We start from the raw sequence: 15314 nt of genomic DNA, 5'->3' as shown, positions 1-15314 counted from the left end.
GTTAAAAGAGGGATCTGTGTTAATATTTTTGTTAAAGATAAGATAGGTGCTAAAATGAAGTTAAAGAGTTGGTTGTTAATTTTACTTTTAAGTTTTTTTTATTATGGCTGTGCCACTAAGCCTGGCCCTAATTTAGCTTCTAAAGCCAGCCTTATCAAACCTAATCAGACCACTAAGCTTGAAATCACCCAAATTTTAGGCCCCCCTGTTCAGGTTTTTATCTTTCCAGACGGAAAGGAAGAATGGTATTACTATTATAGGGTTAAAAATTTTTGGGAGGGTATACCTTTAGCCAGCCGTTATAAAGGAGAAGATTATACCGAAATACTTAAGGTAGTTATTTATAAAGATCAAGTGGTTGATTGCTATTACTATACTGTAGAAAAACCTAAGAAAAGATAACATATGCAAAGTTTTTACGACAAAGACCTGTATAGAATTTCTCGGGAAAAAATGGTTAAGTCTCAAATAATAGCCCGAGGTATTAAAGATGAAAAGGTACTTCGGGCTATGTTAAAGGTTCCGAGACATCTCTTTGTAGAGGAGGCTTTAAGAGACCAGGCGTATGGAGATTTTCCTTTACCTATAGGGAAGGGGCAAACCATTTCTCAGCCTTATATCGTTGCTTTTATGACCGAGGCTTTAGAATTAAAAGGTAAAGAAAGGGTTTTAGAAATAGGGACAGGTTCTGGATATCAAACGGCCATCCTTGCGGAGATTGCCTTGTGGGTCTATACTATAGAAAGGGATTACGAGCTTTCTGAAAAAGCAAAAAAGGTGCTTTTAAGTTTAGGTTATAAAAACATTTCTTTTAAAGTTGGAGACGGAAGCTTAGGTTGGCCTGAGGTAGCACCTTTTGATGCTATCATCGTCACCGCAGCTTCTCCTCAAATTCCACAACCTTTGATAGACCAGTTGGCTGAGGGCGGAAGATTGGTTATTCCAGTAGGAGATGAATTTTCTCAAATATTGATAAAAGGGATTAAAAAAAACGGGAAACTTATAACCCAGACTTTAGAACCGGTAAGGTTTGTTAAATTGGTGGGGGCTTATGGATTTAAAGAATAAAAGGATAGCGGTGATAGGGGCAGGGATTACCGATGAAAAGACCTACCAGATAGCCTATAAGGTAGGTAAACTTTTAGGTGAAAAAGGGGCTATAGTTTATACCGGAGGGTTAGGTGGGGTAATGGAAGCAGCTTGTAAAGGCGCTGTTGAGTCAGGGGCTATTACCGTAGGTATCCTACCTGGTCATAAGCCTGAAGAGGCTAACCCTTATGTTAAAGTGTTAATCCTTACTGACATGGGACATGCACGCAACGTAGTTTTAATAAGGTCGGTTGAGGCGGTAATAGCGGTTTCAGGGGGATATGGAACCCTTTCTGAAATAGCTTTGGCATTAAAGATGTGGAAACCGGTGATAGGTCTTCACACCTGGGAAAACCTATCAGGTGTTTATTATGTGTCTTCCCCTGAGGAGGCTTTGGCTAAGGTTTTAGAGGTTTTTAGCTGAGATACAAACCTAAAAAGTTTTTGTAGTTCTGCTTTAGAAAGAGGTCTTATTTCTCCTGGTTTAAGATTTTCCAGAACTAACGGACCAAACTGGACCCGTAATAGTCTGTGAACCTTCCCTTCCAAATAGGCTACCATCTTTCTAACCTCTCTTTTAATACCTTCTTTTACACATACCTCGTAAACATAGTTTTTACCCTCGGTTTTAATCAACCTAAAGACAACAGGTTTAACTACTTTACCCTCTATGTTTACCCCTTCTTTTAACATTTGGTTTATTTTTTTTTCGTTTAATTTAGGAGTTACCCATACTAAATAACGTCTTTCTACCGCATACTTAGGGTGAAGAAGAAGATTGGCTAAATCTCCGTCGTTGGTGAGTAAAAGTAACCCCTCGCTGTGTTTATCAAGGCGACCTACAGGGAAGACCCTTTGAGGCAGTTTTTCTAAAAACACCTTTATGGTTTCACGATGGTGTGGGTCATAGAGTGAGGTTAAAAAACCTTTAGGTTTATAAAATAAGTAGTAAACCTTTTCTGGTAAAGAAACTTTTTTCCCTTCTACCACTACCTCATCTTTTTTAGGATCAACCGTATAGGAAAGGTCGGTGACCATGTTTCCGTTTATAAAAACCTTTCCTTGTTTTATAAGTTCTTCTGCTTTTCTTCTTGAGGCTACCCCACAGGCTGCTAAAAACTTGTTTAGTCTCATTTTGTTCAACGTTTATCCCCTAAAAAAGTATTTTAGCTTTTTGGGGTCGAGACTCAAGCTTTTTTGATTTTCCTTTTGAGCCAAGAATATACCTATAAGTATGGTAATTCCTCCCAAAATTAAATGGGAAGTTATTTTTTCAGAAAGAAAAACCCAGGCTAAAAAGCTTGCTAAAACCGGTTTGACAAAAAAAATCATAGAACCACTACCTGCATTAGTTAGACTAAGTCCTTTAAAATAGGTATAATAGGCTACCCCGGTTACAAAAACTCCAAGATAAAGGATAGGTATCCAGGCTTTTTCAGGAAGGGAAAAAATAGGTTGTTGGTTGATTAAAAGAATCGGTAGCAAAAGTAGACTTCCTATGAGAAAAGAAAGGGAATTCATCACTAAGTTATCTATCTTTTGAGTAACCTTTTGTGCAAAGGCGGTGTAAATGCCATAGGTTAGGGCTGAAAAAATCAAGGCTATTATCCCATAGGTGTAAGAAGGGTCTATGTTTAAATCTTTATAAAACGTAAGAAAGAGCCCTATAAGACCGATGGCTAATCCTAAAACTTTGTGGAAAGTTAAGGGTTCTTTTAAAAAGAAGTAAGCAGAAAGAACTACAAAAAGAGGGTTTGAACTAAAGACTACAGCTGCCAAACTGGCTTTGGTCTGATTGATGCCTATCTGTAAAAGACACATGCTAATAACCACATTAATCAAACTTAAAAGAAAAAGTGAGAATAGGTCGTTAAGGCTAAGGTTTAAGGCTCTTTTTCTAAGGGTTATTAGGGCAAAGGGAAGAAGAAAAATTCCCCCAATTAGAAACCTTAAGAAAATAACCTGAAAGGGGTTTACGATACCTGTAAGGGTTCTTCCTACTACTTCGTAGGAGCTAAAAAAAAGAATGGTTATTCCAAGATAAAAAAAAGCTTTATTCACAGTTTTTTTATTTTACCATTTTGTTAAAAAATAGAAAGAGATAACCCGGGACAGCAAGCATGGTGTTTCTTTTATTGTGTAAAAATTTTATTAGAAAGGGTATGGTAGTTCCCAAATTTAATCTTATCAAATCCTCCTAAGCTTGCTTAAGTTTAACCTCTCATCCATCTCCTTCACGATCAAGTATAACTTCGGATATCTCAAAAATCTCAATAATGCATACGCTTTATCCTCCCATTTCTTCACTACCTTAGGATATACCTTACCCCATCTTTCCCTTAATCTTAATATCCCCTCCTTAGCTCTTTCTTCTGTTTCTGCTCTATATATCCTTTTTAAATCCTTTTTAAAATTTCTTCCCAATTCTTAGCACTTTCCCTGGCATACCCAAATATCCAAAATCCAAGTATCTCTCTTCTCCCATCAGGCTTTATCCCTAAAACTAAATATACTGGCTCCTTTGCTACCTCATTTCGCCGAATAGACAAATAAGTTCCATCTAAAAATATTGCCAAATACTCCTCTGAAAGAGCTCTTTCCCTCCAACTCTTTACTTCATCTTCAGTCACCTTTATTAACCGGGAAATGCTTTTCAGCCCTCCTTCTTTCAGGAAGTAGGAAGACACGAAAACCACCATTCCTGACCCGGGGTACTTTTAAATCTTGGACCTTCCCATACTTTGTAAGTAAATCTCTGGTATAAAAACCGTTTGCATAGTCTTCTTGCTCTTCTAAATAAATCCTTCTTTCTTCAAGCATAAGCTTTTATAAAAGGTTTTTAATAAGATTGTTGACTTCTTGCTGAAAAAAGTTTAGAATCCCTTCTATAGGTTGTTTTGTTAAAGTTTTAGTTTTTTTTTTCACGGTAGCTTTCCCAATGCTTAATACCCAAACCTATCAGAAAGGAGGGGAAGCTACCATCCCTTTCCTTCAAGTCTTTACACAATTAATTAGACACTACCGGGATTATACAAGAAATTGTTAAGAGGTCAGGGATTTGAGAGAAAGTTTGATGTGGTATAATAATTAAAAGTTTGGGATAAATAAAAAAGGATATATCAAGCTGAGGTAGGTTGTTATGGTTTTTCTTGACCATTTTGACGTTATAGTTATAGGAGCAGGTCATGCTGGGATTGAGGCTTGCTTAGCGTCTGCCAGGATGGGATGTAAGACCCTTCTTATTACCATAAACCTTGAAAGAATAGGGGCGATGAGTTGTAATCCTTCTATAGGAGGGATTGGTAAAGGCCATTTAGTAAAGGAAATAGACGCTCTTGGCGGTGAGATGGCCTTAGCCATAGACGAAACAGGGATTCAATTTAGAAAACTTAACACCAAAAAAGGTCCTGCGGTAAGGGCTACCAGAGCCCAAGCAGATAGATTTAGATATCAAGTTAGGATGAAAAAAAGGTTAGAAAGAGTCCCTAATCTTTTTATTAAACAAGGATTGGTTACTCAAATTTTAGTAAAAGATAAAAGAATAATAGGGGTTAAGACCAAGGCTGGAGAAGAGTTTGGGGCTAAAGCGTTGGTAATAGCACCAGGAACTTTCTTTCATGGCCTTATTCATATAGGGCTTGAAAGCTTTCCAGCAGGAAGACTTGGAGACCCTCCTTCTAATAGGCTGGCAGATAATCTAAAAGAATTGGGGTTTGAACTTGGAAGGTTTAAGACAGGGACTTGTCCAAGGCTTGATGCTCGTACCATAGATTATACTAAGTTAGAAATTCAATGGGGAGATTTTCCTCCACCTCTTTTTTCCTTTAAAAACATAGGTAAGCGCCCACCACTTCCTCAAGTACCTTGTTTTATTGCCTATACGACCGAAGAGACCCACAAAATAATCCAAAATGCCTTAGACCGGTCCCCTCTTTTTACCGGAAAGATTAAAGGAAGAGGGGTAAGATATTGTCCTTCTATAGAAGATAAGGTTTTTCGTTTTCCAGACAAAGAGAGACATCAAGTTTTTATAGAACCTGAAGGCCTTGATACTATAGAAGTCTATCCCAACGGAATAAGCACCAGCCTTCCGATAGACGTTCAATGGAAAATGGTAAGAAGTATACCTGGGCTGGAAAAGGCAGAAATTTTAAGGCCAGGGTATGGTATAGAACATGATTTTGTTTTTCCTACCCAACTTAAACCTTCCTTAGAAACTAAACTGATAGGAGGTTTATTTTTAGCAGGTCAGATAAACGGTACTACAGGGTATGAAGAGGCTGCAGCCCAAGGGCTTATTGCAGGTATCAATGCAGCCCTTTATGTAAAGGAAGAGGAGCCTTTTATTCTTGACCGTTCTGAAGCTTATATAGGGGTTTTGATAGATGATTTAGTAACCAAAGGGGTAGATGAGCCATATAGGATTTTTACTTCAAGAGCAGAATATAGATTATTGTTAAGAGAAGACAACGCAGACTTAAGGCTTACCGAAAAGGCAAAAAAGTTAGGGCTTATCGATGAAGAAAGATGGGCAAGGTTTGTGGATAAAAAACAAAACATAGAAAAATTACGGCAACTTCTTCAGGAAATTAGAGTTTCTCCTGACTTGATAAACGGATATCTTCAGAGCAAAGGTTTAGCTCCACTAAAACAAACCACCAAAGCCTATGATCTGTTAAGAAGGCCAGAAATAGACATAGAGGATTTAGCAGAGTTTATCCCTGAATTAAAAAAGTTTGACCAAGAGGTACTTTCAGAGGTAGAAACCGAGATAAAATATAGTGGATACATAGAGAGACAGCTTAAAGAAGTGGAAAAGTTTAAACGTTTGGAAAATATAAAGTTACCAGAAGACCTTAATTACTATGAAATACCAGGACTTACTAACGAGGTGCGTGAAAAACTTACCAAGATAAGGCCTACTTCCTTAGGCCAGGCACTAAGGATCCCAGGAACTACTCCTGCAGCTATCTCAGCTATTCAGGTTTATTTAAAGAAGAAAAAGTGTTAATCCTTCCTGTCCCTAAGCCAGAATTAAAAATCATAAAACGTTTAAAACAACAAGGATATACTACCTATTTGGTAGGGGGGTGTGTAAGAGACCTTCTTTTAGGGTTAGCGCCTAAGGACTATGATATCGGAACTACAGCTACCCCTAAAGAAGTATTAGCCCTTTTCCCAAGGAGGGCCTTTATCATAGGAAGAAGGTTTCCTATAGTTCACGTATACTTAGACAAGAACCGATATGTAGAAGTAAGCACCTTTAGAGGAAAAGAGGAATACGACGGAAAAATAAAAGAAAACTATGGCACCCCAGAAGAAGATGCCCTAAGAAGAGACTTAACGATAAACGCCCTTTTTTATGATGTTTTTTCGAAGGAAATCATAGATTATGTAGGAGGTTTAGAAGACCTAAAAGCAGGTATTATAAGGGTTATAGGAGACCCAGACCAAAGGTTTTTATACGACCCTGTTCGTATGTTAAGGGCTATAAGACATGCATCAAGATTAAAATTTAACATCGAAACAACAACTTGGGAAGCAATTCTAAGAAATTCTCATTTAATTAGAAAGGTAGCTTGGGAAAGGTTAAGAGATGAGATTTTAAAAGATTTGAGTGGGTTTTGGGTGGCAGATTGGTTTGGGCTTTTTAAAAAATCTGGGATTCTTTATCAGATATATCCTTTTTATCTTAAGATGGAGAAAGAGAAGTCGGTAGATGAAAGGATCGTTTGGAGTTTTTTAAACAGACTTTCTCAAGACCAAAGCTTAAGTCTTGAAGAGCGAATTTGTCTTTTTGCTTATATTTTTCTACCTTTAATAAACAAACCATATCGTCCTTTGTCTTTTCAACCTGTTCCTGTGTTTGAGAGAAAGGAGTTGTTATGTCTGTTTTTTGCGTTGTTTTTTACCTTTAGGTTTAACCGAAGATTGTTTGAAAGGTCTATGGATTTATTAAGAGACGTTTACAAAGGTTTTTATTTTTCTCAAAAAAAACAACCTTTTCCTAAAAAACTACAAAAAAAGCCTTATTTTTATCAAATGGTTAGGTTAATCGAGGTTTTAAAACAACTTTTAGGTTGAATTAAACTTAATCGGTGTCTGTTTTTAGTTTGGCTTTCTTTTTTTGGTATTTTTTCCAGGGTTTTTCCTTCTTTTTACCGTGGGTAATTTTTCTAAAAGGGAGGTCTTGGTCTGGTTGATTGTTATCTTGGGTTGATATTATAGGCTGATTAAAAGGTATGATAAGAGATGGTTTTTCTGCAGGCTTTTCTGGAGGTAAATATTTGCGGATAAATTTTTGGTCTATAGCTGGTCCCTTTAAAAAGTCATAACTAAGATAGCTGAGTAAAAATACTTTTTCGCCAAATTTAAAGACTTCGAGGTTTTCAGGGAATTTATAAGGTAAAACCTCTATCACAAGACTACCTTTGGCTTTAGCCCAATTTTCTGCCAGTTCTTTTTCAGTAAACACAGGTATTTTCCTATCTTTAGGCACCCGTTTTTCGCCTAAAGATAACTGATACCAGACCTTGGGCTTGACAAACGTCCAAAGTTTTCTAAAATTATAAAGTTGTGATAAATCTACCGGTAAAGGAGGTAAGTATTTTTTCTCTTTAGGTTTGACTAAGTTGAGATTGTCTAAAAATTCAAAAAAATCTCTATAATAATAAGAAAAAGCTTGGTTTAATATGTTTAAGTTTAGTTTTTTAAATTTTTTAGTAAAATTTAGAACTTGAAAAATTTCTTTTATTTTGAAAAATTCATTATTATCAGGAATAAGACCGAACTCGTCGGGGTGATAGCTTAATATGTATTTTAAAGTTTTTAATAAAAGTGGGTCGAGCATGGTTGAAGGTTAAATGTTTAATGCTTATTTTTTAAAAAATTTTATTTTATAATCTAACAAAACAAATTAAAAATAAAAGGGGTGGTTGAAGTAAATGGCTCAAAAGGATCTTAACGAAAAGATTTTAGAGTTAGGAAAAACAGGTCAGCTTACTTATGAGATTTTAAACAAAATTTTACCTGAAGAGTATAACGACCCTGACAAGATGGAGGAAATTTTTGACCTTCTTGAGAGCTATGGGATAGAACTAAAGGAATTAGATCCTTATGAACGAGAAGAGTATATAGAAAAAAAGGTTCATGATAAGATCAAAGAACTTTCAACGTTTGTTGAAGGAGAATTAACCGAAGAAGAGACTATTTCAGAGCCTGGGTCAGAGGAGCTTTTGTCTCTGTATCTCAAAGAAATGGGTAAGTATGAGCTTTTAACCCCTGAAAGAGAAGAAGAACTGTCAAGAGAGATAAGAGAAGGATTTGATAATATTTTAAAATTGATAAAAGAAACATGGATCGATTGTAAGGAAATTATAGACTTAAAAGCAGTAGTTCAAGAATGGCAAAGAAGAGACCCTAATCTTAAACCTAAAAAGACTTATGTTAACTATCTGGAAAAATTGGTTAAAGAGTTAGAAGAAAAATACGTTAAAGGTCAAAAAAACAAGGTAAGCATTCAAGGAATAAAAGAATTTTGTGCTGATATAAAAAAGAACATCAACCGGATAGAAAAAGCCAAAGATGAAATGGTAAAGGCTAATCTTAGGTTGGTAGTTTCTATCGCTAAAAAATATGTAAGGCAGGGATTATCTTTAGCAGACCTTATCCAAGAGGGAAACCTTGGTTTGATGAGGGCTGTATACCGGTTTGATTATAGAAAAGGTAATAAGTTTAGCACCTATGCTTCTTGGTGGATAAGGCAGTCGATTACCAGAGCGATTCTTGATAAAACAAGAACCATAAGACTTCCGGTGCACTTTTTAGAACTAAGAAACTATGTATTTAAGGTTTTTTACGAACTTTCTAAAGAATTGGGAAGAGAGCCTACCCCAGAAGAGCTGTCCCAAAGAACCGGCGTTCCTTATGAAAAAATCTTGGTTATCTTTGAAACCTCAAAAGAGCCTGTATCTTTGGAGACCCCTATAGGGGATGAAGATAGCACTCTTGGGAATTTTATAGAGAATAAAAAAAGCCCTTCCCCTTATGATACAGCAAGAAAAAGAGATATTTCAGACAAGATAAAGAGATTTCTGGCTACCCTTTCTCCTAGGGAAGAAAAAATCATCCGTATGAGGTTTGGACTTGGAGAATACGAAGGTTATACCTTAGAAGAGATAGGTTATATGTTTAAGGTCTCAAGAGAAAGAATAAGACAGATAGAGAAAAAAGCCCTTTATAAGATGAGACAACTTGCTCAAAAGGAAAAATTTGATATTAGAGACTAAAAAGGCTTGATTGCTTCGGTTTAGGAGGTTTAGGTTTAAAGGTTTTTAAGGGCATACCTTTAAATAAAGGAGATAATCCAGAGTTTAAACAAAATTGATAAACCTTTCTTTCTTTTACCGCAGAAAAGTAAAATTCTCTTTTAGTTCGGGTTATAGCGACATAGATTAGTCTTTTTTCTTCTTCCTCGTCTGTATCTTGAAAAAGGGTAAGGGGAATAAGTCCTTGTTCTACTCCTACTAAAATGACTACTTCAGCCTCAAGTCCTTTTGAGGCATGGATAGAAAGAAAATTAACCCCTTCTTGGTCTATCTCTATAAGGTCTGAGTAGTGAGTGCTAAGAAGATAGCCTAAAAATCTTTCTTTATTTTGGTCTGAAAGCTCCCAAAGGTTTTCTGAGTAAGTTTTAATCTTAGGATGGGCTTTTTTTATCAAGTCTTCTACAGAAAAAGCCGAGGTTTGAACCTCAGAGATAAATTCTTGTAAGGTTTCGTAAGCGGTTTTTGCTTCTTCTTCTACTAAGTTAACCGGGATACCGGCTTTAATAAACGTCTCTTTTAAAGGTTGAAAGACCTCTTTTAGTCTGGCAAGCACGAAGATTTCCTTGGGAGGAAGTCCTTCTTGGGTTTGTTGTTCTAATTGGAGTCCTCCTAAAAGTTTTTTTACTAAATCGGTTAAAACCTCTTTTTCTTGAAAGGTCTTTTCAAAAAACATCCCTTCTACCTTACCACCTTTTTTAACACTGGTATAGGTTATTTTTGCCCACGGAGAGCTTTTAAAGTTTTCAGCATGTTTGAGGATTTCTTCAGGACATCTAAAGCTTTGGGAAAGAGCAAGGATTTTAAGGTTAGGTCTAAAGTTTTCCCAAAAAGCTTTCAGATTTTTAAGATTAGCCCCTCTAAATCCATAGATAGATTGGTTGGGGTCTCCAAACAACGTAAAGGTTGCATCGTTAAAGAGGGTCAAAAATTTTAGGATGTCTTCTGAGAGGTCTTGAAACTCATCGATTATGACATGATAACCTGCGAAGTTTATATTAGAGAGGGATAAAGCTTCATAAAGTAAAAGCTCAAAGTCTAAAAGCTGGTTCTTTTTTAGGTATTCAAAAAAACTAAGTTTATGGTTAGGTAGCTTTAGAGGGTTTTTAGTTTTTCCAAAAAGTTTTTTTAAGATTTCTTTTTTTTCTTGTTCGGTAATCAGCTTAGGAGGTTTTTGATGGTGTTGGCACCACAAATCATAGGCATAGCCGTGAAAGGTATCTACTTTTACATGTTTTAAGCCATGCTTAATCAATCTTTGTTTAAGCTCCTTTGAGGTTTTAAGGGAATAGGTTAAAACTAAGATTTTTTCCGGAGAAACGTAATCCTTTTCTATAAGGTGCTTAACTTTAGCTACCAAGGTGTAGGTTTTACCAGTTCCGGGGCCGGCTATTACAAGAGTATCTTGAAAGGTATTTAAGACCTCTTGTTGTTCCTGGGTTAGGCTGAGCTCCATAGGCTCTGATTATAGCTTAAACTTAAAGTTTGTCTACGATGATCCCACCCCCTAACAAAAAATCTTTCTCATAAAAGGCGCAAACCTGTCCTGGGGTGACCCCAAACACAGGTTCTTTAAAATAAACCTCGGTTTTTTCTTCTTTTTGCACCACATCTTTAACCTTTACCAAAGGGGCACGGTATCTTATCTGAGCTTCAGGAGAAGTCCATCGGTTTATAGGAAGGTGGAGGTTTAGGTTTTCTAATACTACCCCTTTGGCTGCAAGGTCCTCTTTTTCTCCAAGAAAAACGGTGTTGGTCTTGGCCTCTAAACGGATGATGTAAAGAGGTTTCCCTAAAGGAATTCTAAGCCCTTTTCTTTGGCCTATGGTATAGAAAAATATCCCTTCATGTTGACCTACTACCCTGTCTTTATAAACTATCGGACCTTTTTGAGGGTTTAAAAAAAGTGATAAAAATTCCTTTATAGATTTACCTTTTAAAAAACATACATCTTGGGATTCTTTAGAAGTTTCAAGGTTAAAGATTTTTTTAGCCAGGTTTTTGATATCTTCTTTTAGATAGCCATTTAAAGGAAAGGTTAAAAAAGGCAAAGCCTCTTTAGTTATCAAGGACAAAAAGTAAGATTGGTCTTTTTTGTGGTCTTTTGCTTTTTTTAACAGGACTTCTCCTTGGTATGCTTCTAAGCCTACGTAATGTCCGGTGGCTAACTTTTCTACCTTTAAAGTTTTTAAGGCCCATTCAAGCACCTTACCAAACTTTATTTTTCGGTTACATAAAGCACAAGGGTTTGGGGTTTTCCCTTCTTGATAGGTTTTTACAAAATAGGAGATGATTTGAGCTTGAAATTCGTGAGAAAGGTCTATAATATGGTGAGGTATCTCAAGTTTTTCAGCGATCATCTTCGCTTTTTCTATCTCTTCTTGGTTCTCAAAAAGTTTAAACGTAAGCCCTACTAAAGAGAAACCTTGTTCTTTTAAAAGATAGGCTGCAAAAGAACTGTCTACACCACCACTAAGACAAATAGCTATTTTCATGTTTTATGGTAAAATAAAGTTTACTAAAACGATTTAATTTTTTAAATTATAAACAAAGGAGTTAGATATGGAAGACCTTTTAAAAAAATTTTTTCAGCCTTCTAAAAAGGTGATAGCTGATAAGGCAGCTCTTCCAGAAGAGACGGTATCCAGGGTAGAAAACAGGCTTAAAAGTTTAGGGCTTAAGGTTTATAAAGGGGTTCAAAGGATAGATAAAGGTAGGCTTGGGATTCCGGTATATATAAGTCTTTATGATATAGATGGACAAAAGGTTACTGGAAATTTTAAACAAATGGGGAAAGGTTCTACCGAGGTTTTAGCCAAAGCAAGTGCCCTTATGGAACTGGTAGAAAGATTTTCCCTTTTTTCTTTTTATCAAACGGTAGAAAATGTAGGAAAGCTTACTACTTTTGAAGAAATAGGAGATGAAGCCCTTTCTTGGGAGGTTTTTTTGAGGTCTGTAGAGGATGAAGAGACAAATAAAGTCAAAGAAATAGCCTATCGGTATATAAAAAAGACTCCTATGTGGTTTGTTCCAGGGTTAGAGGTTACTACTAAAAAGGTCAAATATTTACCTTTTCATTGGTTTTGGATACTTTATGAGTATAACGGGTCTGCTGGAGGGAATACTTATCCAGAGGCTGCTGTTCAAGCCATCTGTGAGTTGGTAGAAAGACATGTAAACGCCCTTTCAATAAGGACAGGTATGCCTATGGCTGAGATCAAAAGGGGGTCTATTTCAGGAGAAGGAGAAAGCCTTCTCTCTTGTTATGAACGTTTAGGTATAAAGGTATGGATAAGAGACATGACCTTAGGTATGCCGGTTCCTACTATAGCGGTAATGGCGATGGATCCTTCTACTTATCCTAAAAGAAGTGAAATCGTTTATGCCGCAGGAACAGGTACTTCTCCTGAAAGGGCTTTGATAAGGGCTTTGACTGAGGTAGCTCAACTGGCAGGAGATTTTGATACCGAAGGAAAATATTTAGAAAGCGGACTTCCTAAGTTTCGGACCTTAGAAGAAGCCTCTCAAGTTATCACTATTAGTGGGGAAGTGAACTTGCAGGATCTTCCAAATCTTTATGCTGAAAACCATACAGAGGAACTTGAGACTTTAACCCAACGTTTAAAAGACATAGGATACCAAACTTATTTGGTTGATATAACCCATCCAGACTTATCAATTCCTGCGATTTATGCGGTTATCCCAGGATTTCTTTTTAGGGAGAGAACTAAAATTTCTTACCTTTATCAACTGGTAAGGACCCTAAGCCTTTATCTTCCTTTTGAGGTTCAGAAATCGATTTTAGAAGATTTAATAAAAGAAGCACCTGAAAAGTATTATCTTTGGGCTTTTTTGGGTAATACCTATAAAGAACTGCAAGAATTGGAAAGAGCGATTAAAGCCTATCAAAGGGCACTTGAATTAATAGACTTTGAAGATGACAATATAGCCCTTTATACCCATTTAGCTGATGCCTATCTAAAAGATGAACAGTACAAAAAGGCGGTAGAAGTTGCCTCGCAAGGGCTCTCTTTAGAAGAGGTTCCTGAACTTTACAATATTTTAGGAAGGGCTTATTATAAGTTAGGAGAATATTTTTTAGCTATGGATGCCTTTTTTAAGGCGATCGAATTAAACCCTGCTTCTGCTATAGATTATGCAAACATAGGTTATTGTTTTAAAGCCTTAGACCAGCTACCCACTGCAGAGGTTTTCTTTTTAAAAGCCTTAGAAATTAATCCTGATTTGACGGTTGCTAAAATGGGATTAGAATATTGTGGGAAGGTTTTAAACACACAAAATTAAACCTTGGAGGTTGAGTGTGGTCTACAAAAAGGGTTTTTATCTTAAGTTTAATCCAGAGATAGTAGATAAACCTATAGTGTATAGACTGGTAAAGGATTATGACCTGGTTTTTAATATCCTTAGAGCGGTTATTACTCCTGGTAAAGAAGGTATTATGATCCTTGAACTTGAAGGGACGCCTGAAAAACTAAAAGAAGGCTTAAATTACCTTAAAGAGGTAGGAATAGAAGTTAAGTCTTTGGAACAACAGATTATCAAAAATGAAGAAAAATGTATTCATTGTGGAAATTGTACAGCCGCTTGCCCTACAGGAGCTCTTTATATAGAAAGGGATAGTTTTTACGTAAGATTTAATCCTGAAAAGTGTACAGCTTGTGAATTTTGCGTAGCGGTTTGTATTACTAAAGCGATGGAAGTTCACGTAGAAAGAGAGGTTGAGAGCTTCACATAGGAAAAAACCATTGACTTTTTAGAAAATTTTTATAATAATTATACACAATGGCTAAGTTAGACGCCTTTTTCAAATTGATGGTAGATACTCAAGCCTCAGACCTGCATCTTTCTGCAGGAAATCCCCCTCTTCTAAGGGTTCATGGGGACCTTCAGAGGGTAAAGTATAAGGTCTTAGAAGATGAAGAACTTAGAGAAATGCTTTATGAAATTGCTCCGGAAGAGGTCATCAAAAAATTTGAAGAAGAAGGAGAGGTAGACTGGGGATATGAATTTCCTGGCTTAGCAAGGTTTAGGGTTAACTATTATCGTCAAAGAAGAGGTGTAGCTGCAGCCTTTAGGCTTATCCCTAATAAGATTAAGACGGTAGAAGAATTAGGTCTTCCTTCAATCCTTAATCGTTTAGCTCTTTTACCTAGAGGGTTGATTTTAGTTACCGGTCCTACAGGTTCAGGTAAATCTACCACCCTTGCAGCTATCATAGATTATGCCAACAGGATGCGTTATGACTATATTCTTACCATAGAAGACCCTATTGAGTTTGTGCACGAGCCGAAAAATTGTTTGATAAACCAAAGAGAACTTGGTACCCACACTAAGAGCTTTGCCAATGCTCTTAGGGCTGCTTTGAGAGAAGACCCTGACATCATCATGATAGGAGAAATGAGAGATTTAGAGACTATTTCTTTAGCCCTTGAGGCGGCTTTAACCGGACATTTAGTGTTTGCCACCCTTCATACCATCAGTGCAGCCCAAACGGTAAGCAGAATTGTAGATGCCTTTCCACCAGAAGAAAGGGACCAAATAAGGGTTTCTTTATCAGAAGCATTAAGAGCGGTTGTTTCTCAAACTATGTTTAAAAGAATAGACAGACCTGGTAGGATAGTTGCTATGGAAATCATGATAGCTACCCCTGCTATCAGAAATTTGATAAGAGAAAACAAGATACATCAAATACCTTCGATGATACAGATGGGTAAGAAATATGGTATGATGTCTCTTGACGACTGCATCATGGAGTATCTTAATAACAAATGGATAAGCCCTGAGGAGGCCTTTATCAAGGCGGTAGATAAGAGCAGGTTTATTCCTTATGTGCAAAATAAAGAGATTTTAGACTTTACCGAAATGCCTGGTTAATAACGG

The 15314-nt window shown here is 36.6% G+C and carries 15 protein-coding genes and 1 pseudogene; 9 read left to right on the top strand and 7 right to left on the bottom strand.

Annotated elements, in window-relative coordinates:
* Positions 1–54: 54 nt before the first annotated feature.
* The 3 genes from F1847_RS05355 to F1847_RS05345 are packed head-to-tail and all read left to right on the top strand — an operon-like array spanning position 55 to position 1513.
* On the top strand, positions 55–402 hold the full coding sequence (locus F1847_RS05355) for a hypothetical protein (RefSeq protein WP_150072059.1): 348 nt from the start codon (positions 55–57) through the stop codon (positions 400–402).
* Positions 403–405: 3 nt separating this feature from the next.
* Positions 406–1068 (top strand): protein-L-isoaspartate(D-aspartate) O-methyltransferase, encoded by a 663-nt coding sequence (locus tag F1847_RS05350; protein WP_150072058.1) that lies wholly within the window; start codon positions 406–408, stop codon positions 1066–1068.
* A complete protein-coding gene (locus F1847_RS05345; RefSeq protein WP_150072057.1) occupies positions 1052–1513 on the top strand; it encodes a TIGR00725 family protein in 462 nt (153 codons plus the stop codon). Before F1847_RS05350 ends, F1847_RS05345 begins: the two co-directional genes overlap by 17 nt.
* Here F1847_RS05345 and F1847_RS05340 read toward each other — a convergent pair.
* The 4 genes and pseudogenes from F1847_RS05340 to F1847_RS09350 all read right to left on the bottom strand — a co-directional run bounded on the left by F1847_RS05340 (position 1459) and on the right by F1847_RS09350 (position 3909).
* On the bottom strand, positions 1459–2223 hold the full coding sequence (locus F1847_RS05340; RefSeq protein ID WP_150072764.1) for a pseudouridine synthase: 765 nt from the start codon (positions 2221–2223) through the stop codon (positions 1459–1461). The genes F1847_RS05345 and F1847_RS05340 overlap by 55 nt on opposite strands.
* A 12-nt stretch (positions 2224–2235) precedes the next feature.
* Entirely contained in the window at positions 2236–3150 is a 915-nt protein-coding gene (locus F1847_RS05335; protein ID WP_150072056.1) for a DMT family transporter, read from the bottom strand.
* A 126-nt stretch (positions 3151–3276) separates the two neighbouring features.
* A complete protein-coding gene (locus F1847_RS05330; protein WP_150072055.1) occupies positions 3277–3513 on the bottom strand; it encodes a transposase in 237 nt (78 codons plus the stop codon).
* Positions 3486–3909: pseudogene (locus F1847_RS09350) on the bottom strand (transposase). Before F1847_RS09350 ends, F1847_RS05330 begins: the two are co-directional and overlap by 28 nt.
* A gap of 319 nt (positions 3910–4228) precedes the next feature.
* Here F1847_RS09350 and mnmG point away from each other — a divergent pair.
* Complete coding sequence (gene mnmG, locus F1847_RS05315; RefSeq protein WP_150072052.1) at positions 4229–6100, top strand: tRNA uridine-5-carboxymethylaminomethyl(34) synthesis enzyme MnmG; 1872 nt, start codon at positions 4229–4231, stop codon at positions 6098–6100.
* On the top strand, positions 6094–7173 hold the full coding sequence (locus F1847_RS05310; protein WP_150072051.1) for a CCA tRNA nucleotidyltransferase: 1080 nt from the start codon (positions 6094–6096) through the stop codon (positions 7171–7173). The genes mnmG and F1847_RS05310 overlap by 7 nt, the downstream gene beginning before the upstream one ends.
* A 7-nt stretch (positions 7174–7180) precedes the next feature.
* Here F1847_RS05310 and F1847_RS05305 read toward each other — a convergent pair whose 3' ends face one another.
* A complete protein-coding gene (locus F1847_RS05305; protein WP_150072050.1) occupies positions 7181–7939 on the bottom strand; it encodes a hypothetical protein in 759 nt (252 codons plus the stop codon).
* A gap of 94 nt (positions 7940–8033) precedes the next feature.
* Between F1847_RS05305 and F1847_RS05300 the strand changes: the two genes are divergently transcribed.
* Positions 8034–9377, top strand: coding sequence for a sigma-70 family RNA polymerase sigma factor (locus F1847_RS05300; RefSeq protein WP_150072049.1), 1344 nt, complete (start codon positions 8034–8036; stop codon positions 9375–9377).
* On the opposite strand, the gene F1847_RS05295 is transcribed toward F1847_RS05300, so the two are convergent.
* A complete protein-coding gene (locus F1847_RS05295) occupies positions 9367–10869 on the bottom strand; it encodes a UvrD-helicase domain-containing protein (protein ID WP_150072048.1) in 1503 nt (500 codons plus the stop codon). The genes F1847_RS05300 and F1847_RS05295 overlap by 11 nt on opposite strands.
* A gap of 22 nt (positions 10870–10891) precedes the next feature.
* Positions 10892–11908, bottom strand: coding sequence for a tRNA 2-thiouridine(34) synthase MnmA (gene mnmA, locus F1847_RS05290; RefSeq protein ID WP_150072047.1), 1017 nt, complete (start codon positions 11906–11908; stop codon positions 10892–10894).
* A gap of 67 nt (positions 11909–11975) precedes the next feature.
* Here mnmA and F1847_RS05285 point away from each other — a divergent pair, with 67 nt between their 5' ends.
* The 3 genes from F1847_RS05285 to F1847_RS05275 are packed head-to-tail and all read left to right on the top strand — an operon-like array spanning position 11976 to position 15308.
* Complete coding sequence (locus F1847_RS05285; RefSeq protein ID WP_150072046.1) at positions 11976–13718, top strand: YcaO-like family protein; 1743 nt, start codon at positions 11976–11978, stop codon at positions 13716–13718.
* Between the two features lie 16 nt (positions 13719–13734).
* The gene (locus F1847_RS05280) at positions 13735–14169 is read left to right on the top strand and encodes an NIL domain-containing protein (protein ID WP_150072045.1); all 435 of its coding nucleotides are present in this window, start codon (positions 13735–13737) and stop codon (positions 14167–14169) included.
* A 47-nt stretch (positions 14170–14216) separates the two neighbouring features.
* A complete protein-coding gene (locus tag F1847_RS05275; RefSeq protein ID WP_150072044.1) occupies positions 14217–15308 on the top strand; it encodes a type IV pilus twitching motility protein PilT in 1092 nt (363 codons plus the stop codon).
* The last annotated feature ends 6 nt before the right edge of the window (positions 15309–15314 follow it).

It is taken from the genome of Thermodesulfobacterium sp. TA1, assembly GCF_008630935.1.
Taxonomy (GTDB): Bacteria; Desulfobacterota; Thermodesulfobacteria; order Thermodesulfobacteriales; family Thermodesulfobacteriaceae; genus Thermodesulfobacterium.
The sequence above is the reverse complement of the archived record's forward strand: the minus strand, read 5'-3'. Positions and strand labels throughout refer to the sequence as shown.

Bases quoted from the DNA above. Each gene is read 5' to 3' on its own strand.
- F1847_RS05285 (WP_150072046.1), top strand. From the start codon at position 11,976: ATGGAAGACCTTTTAAAAAAATTTTTTCAGCCTTCTAAAAAGGTGATA.
- F1847_RS05300 (WP_150072049.1), top strand. From the start codon at position 8,034: ATGGCTCAAAAGGATCTTAACGAAAAGATTTTAGAGTTAGGAAAAACA.
- F1847_RS05350 (WP_150072058.1), top strand. From the start codon at position 406: ATGCAAAGTTTTTACGACAAAGACCTGTATAGAATTTCTCGGGAAAAA.
- F1847_RS05340 (WP_150072764.1), bottom strand. From the start codon at position 2,223: ATGAGACTAAACAAGTTTTTAGCAGCCTGTGGGGTAGCCTCAAGAAGA.
- mnmA (WP_150072047.1), bottom strand. From the start codon at position 11,908: ATGAAAATAGCTATTTGTCTTAGTGGTGGTGTAGACAGTTCTTTTGCA.
- F1847_RS05355 (WP_150072059.1), top strand. From the start codon at position 55: ATGAAGTTAAAGAGTTGGTTGTTAATTTTACTTTTAAGTTTTTTTTAT.
- F1847_RS05275 (WP_150072044.1), top strand. From the start codon at position 14,217: ATGGCTAAGTTAGACGCCTTTTTCAAATTGATGGTAGATACTCAAGCC.
- F1847_RS05295 (WP_150072048.1), bottom strand. From the start codon at position 10,869: ATGGAGCTCAGCCTAACCCAGGAACAACAAGAGGTCTTAAATACCTTT.
- F1847_RS05345 (WP_150072057.1), top strand. From the start codon at position 1,052: ATGGATTTAAAGAATAAAAGGATAGCGGTGATAGGGGCAGGGATTACC.
- F1847_RS05305 (WP_150072050.1), bottom strand. From the start codon at position 7,939: ATGCTCGACCCACTTTTATTAAAAACTTTAAAATACATATTAAGCTAT.
- mnmG (WP_150072052.1), top strand. From the start codon at position 4,229: ATGGTTTTTCTTGACCATTTTGACGTTATAGTTATAGGAGCAGGTCAT.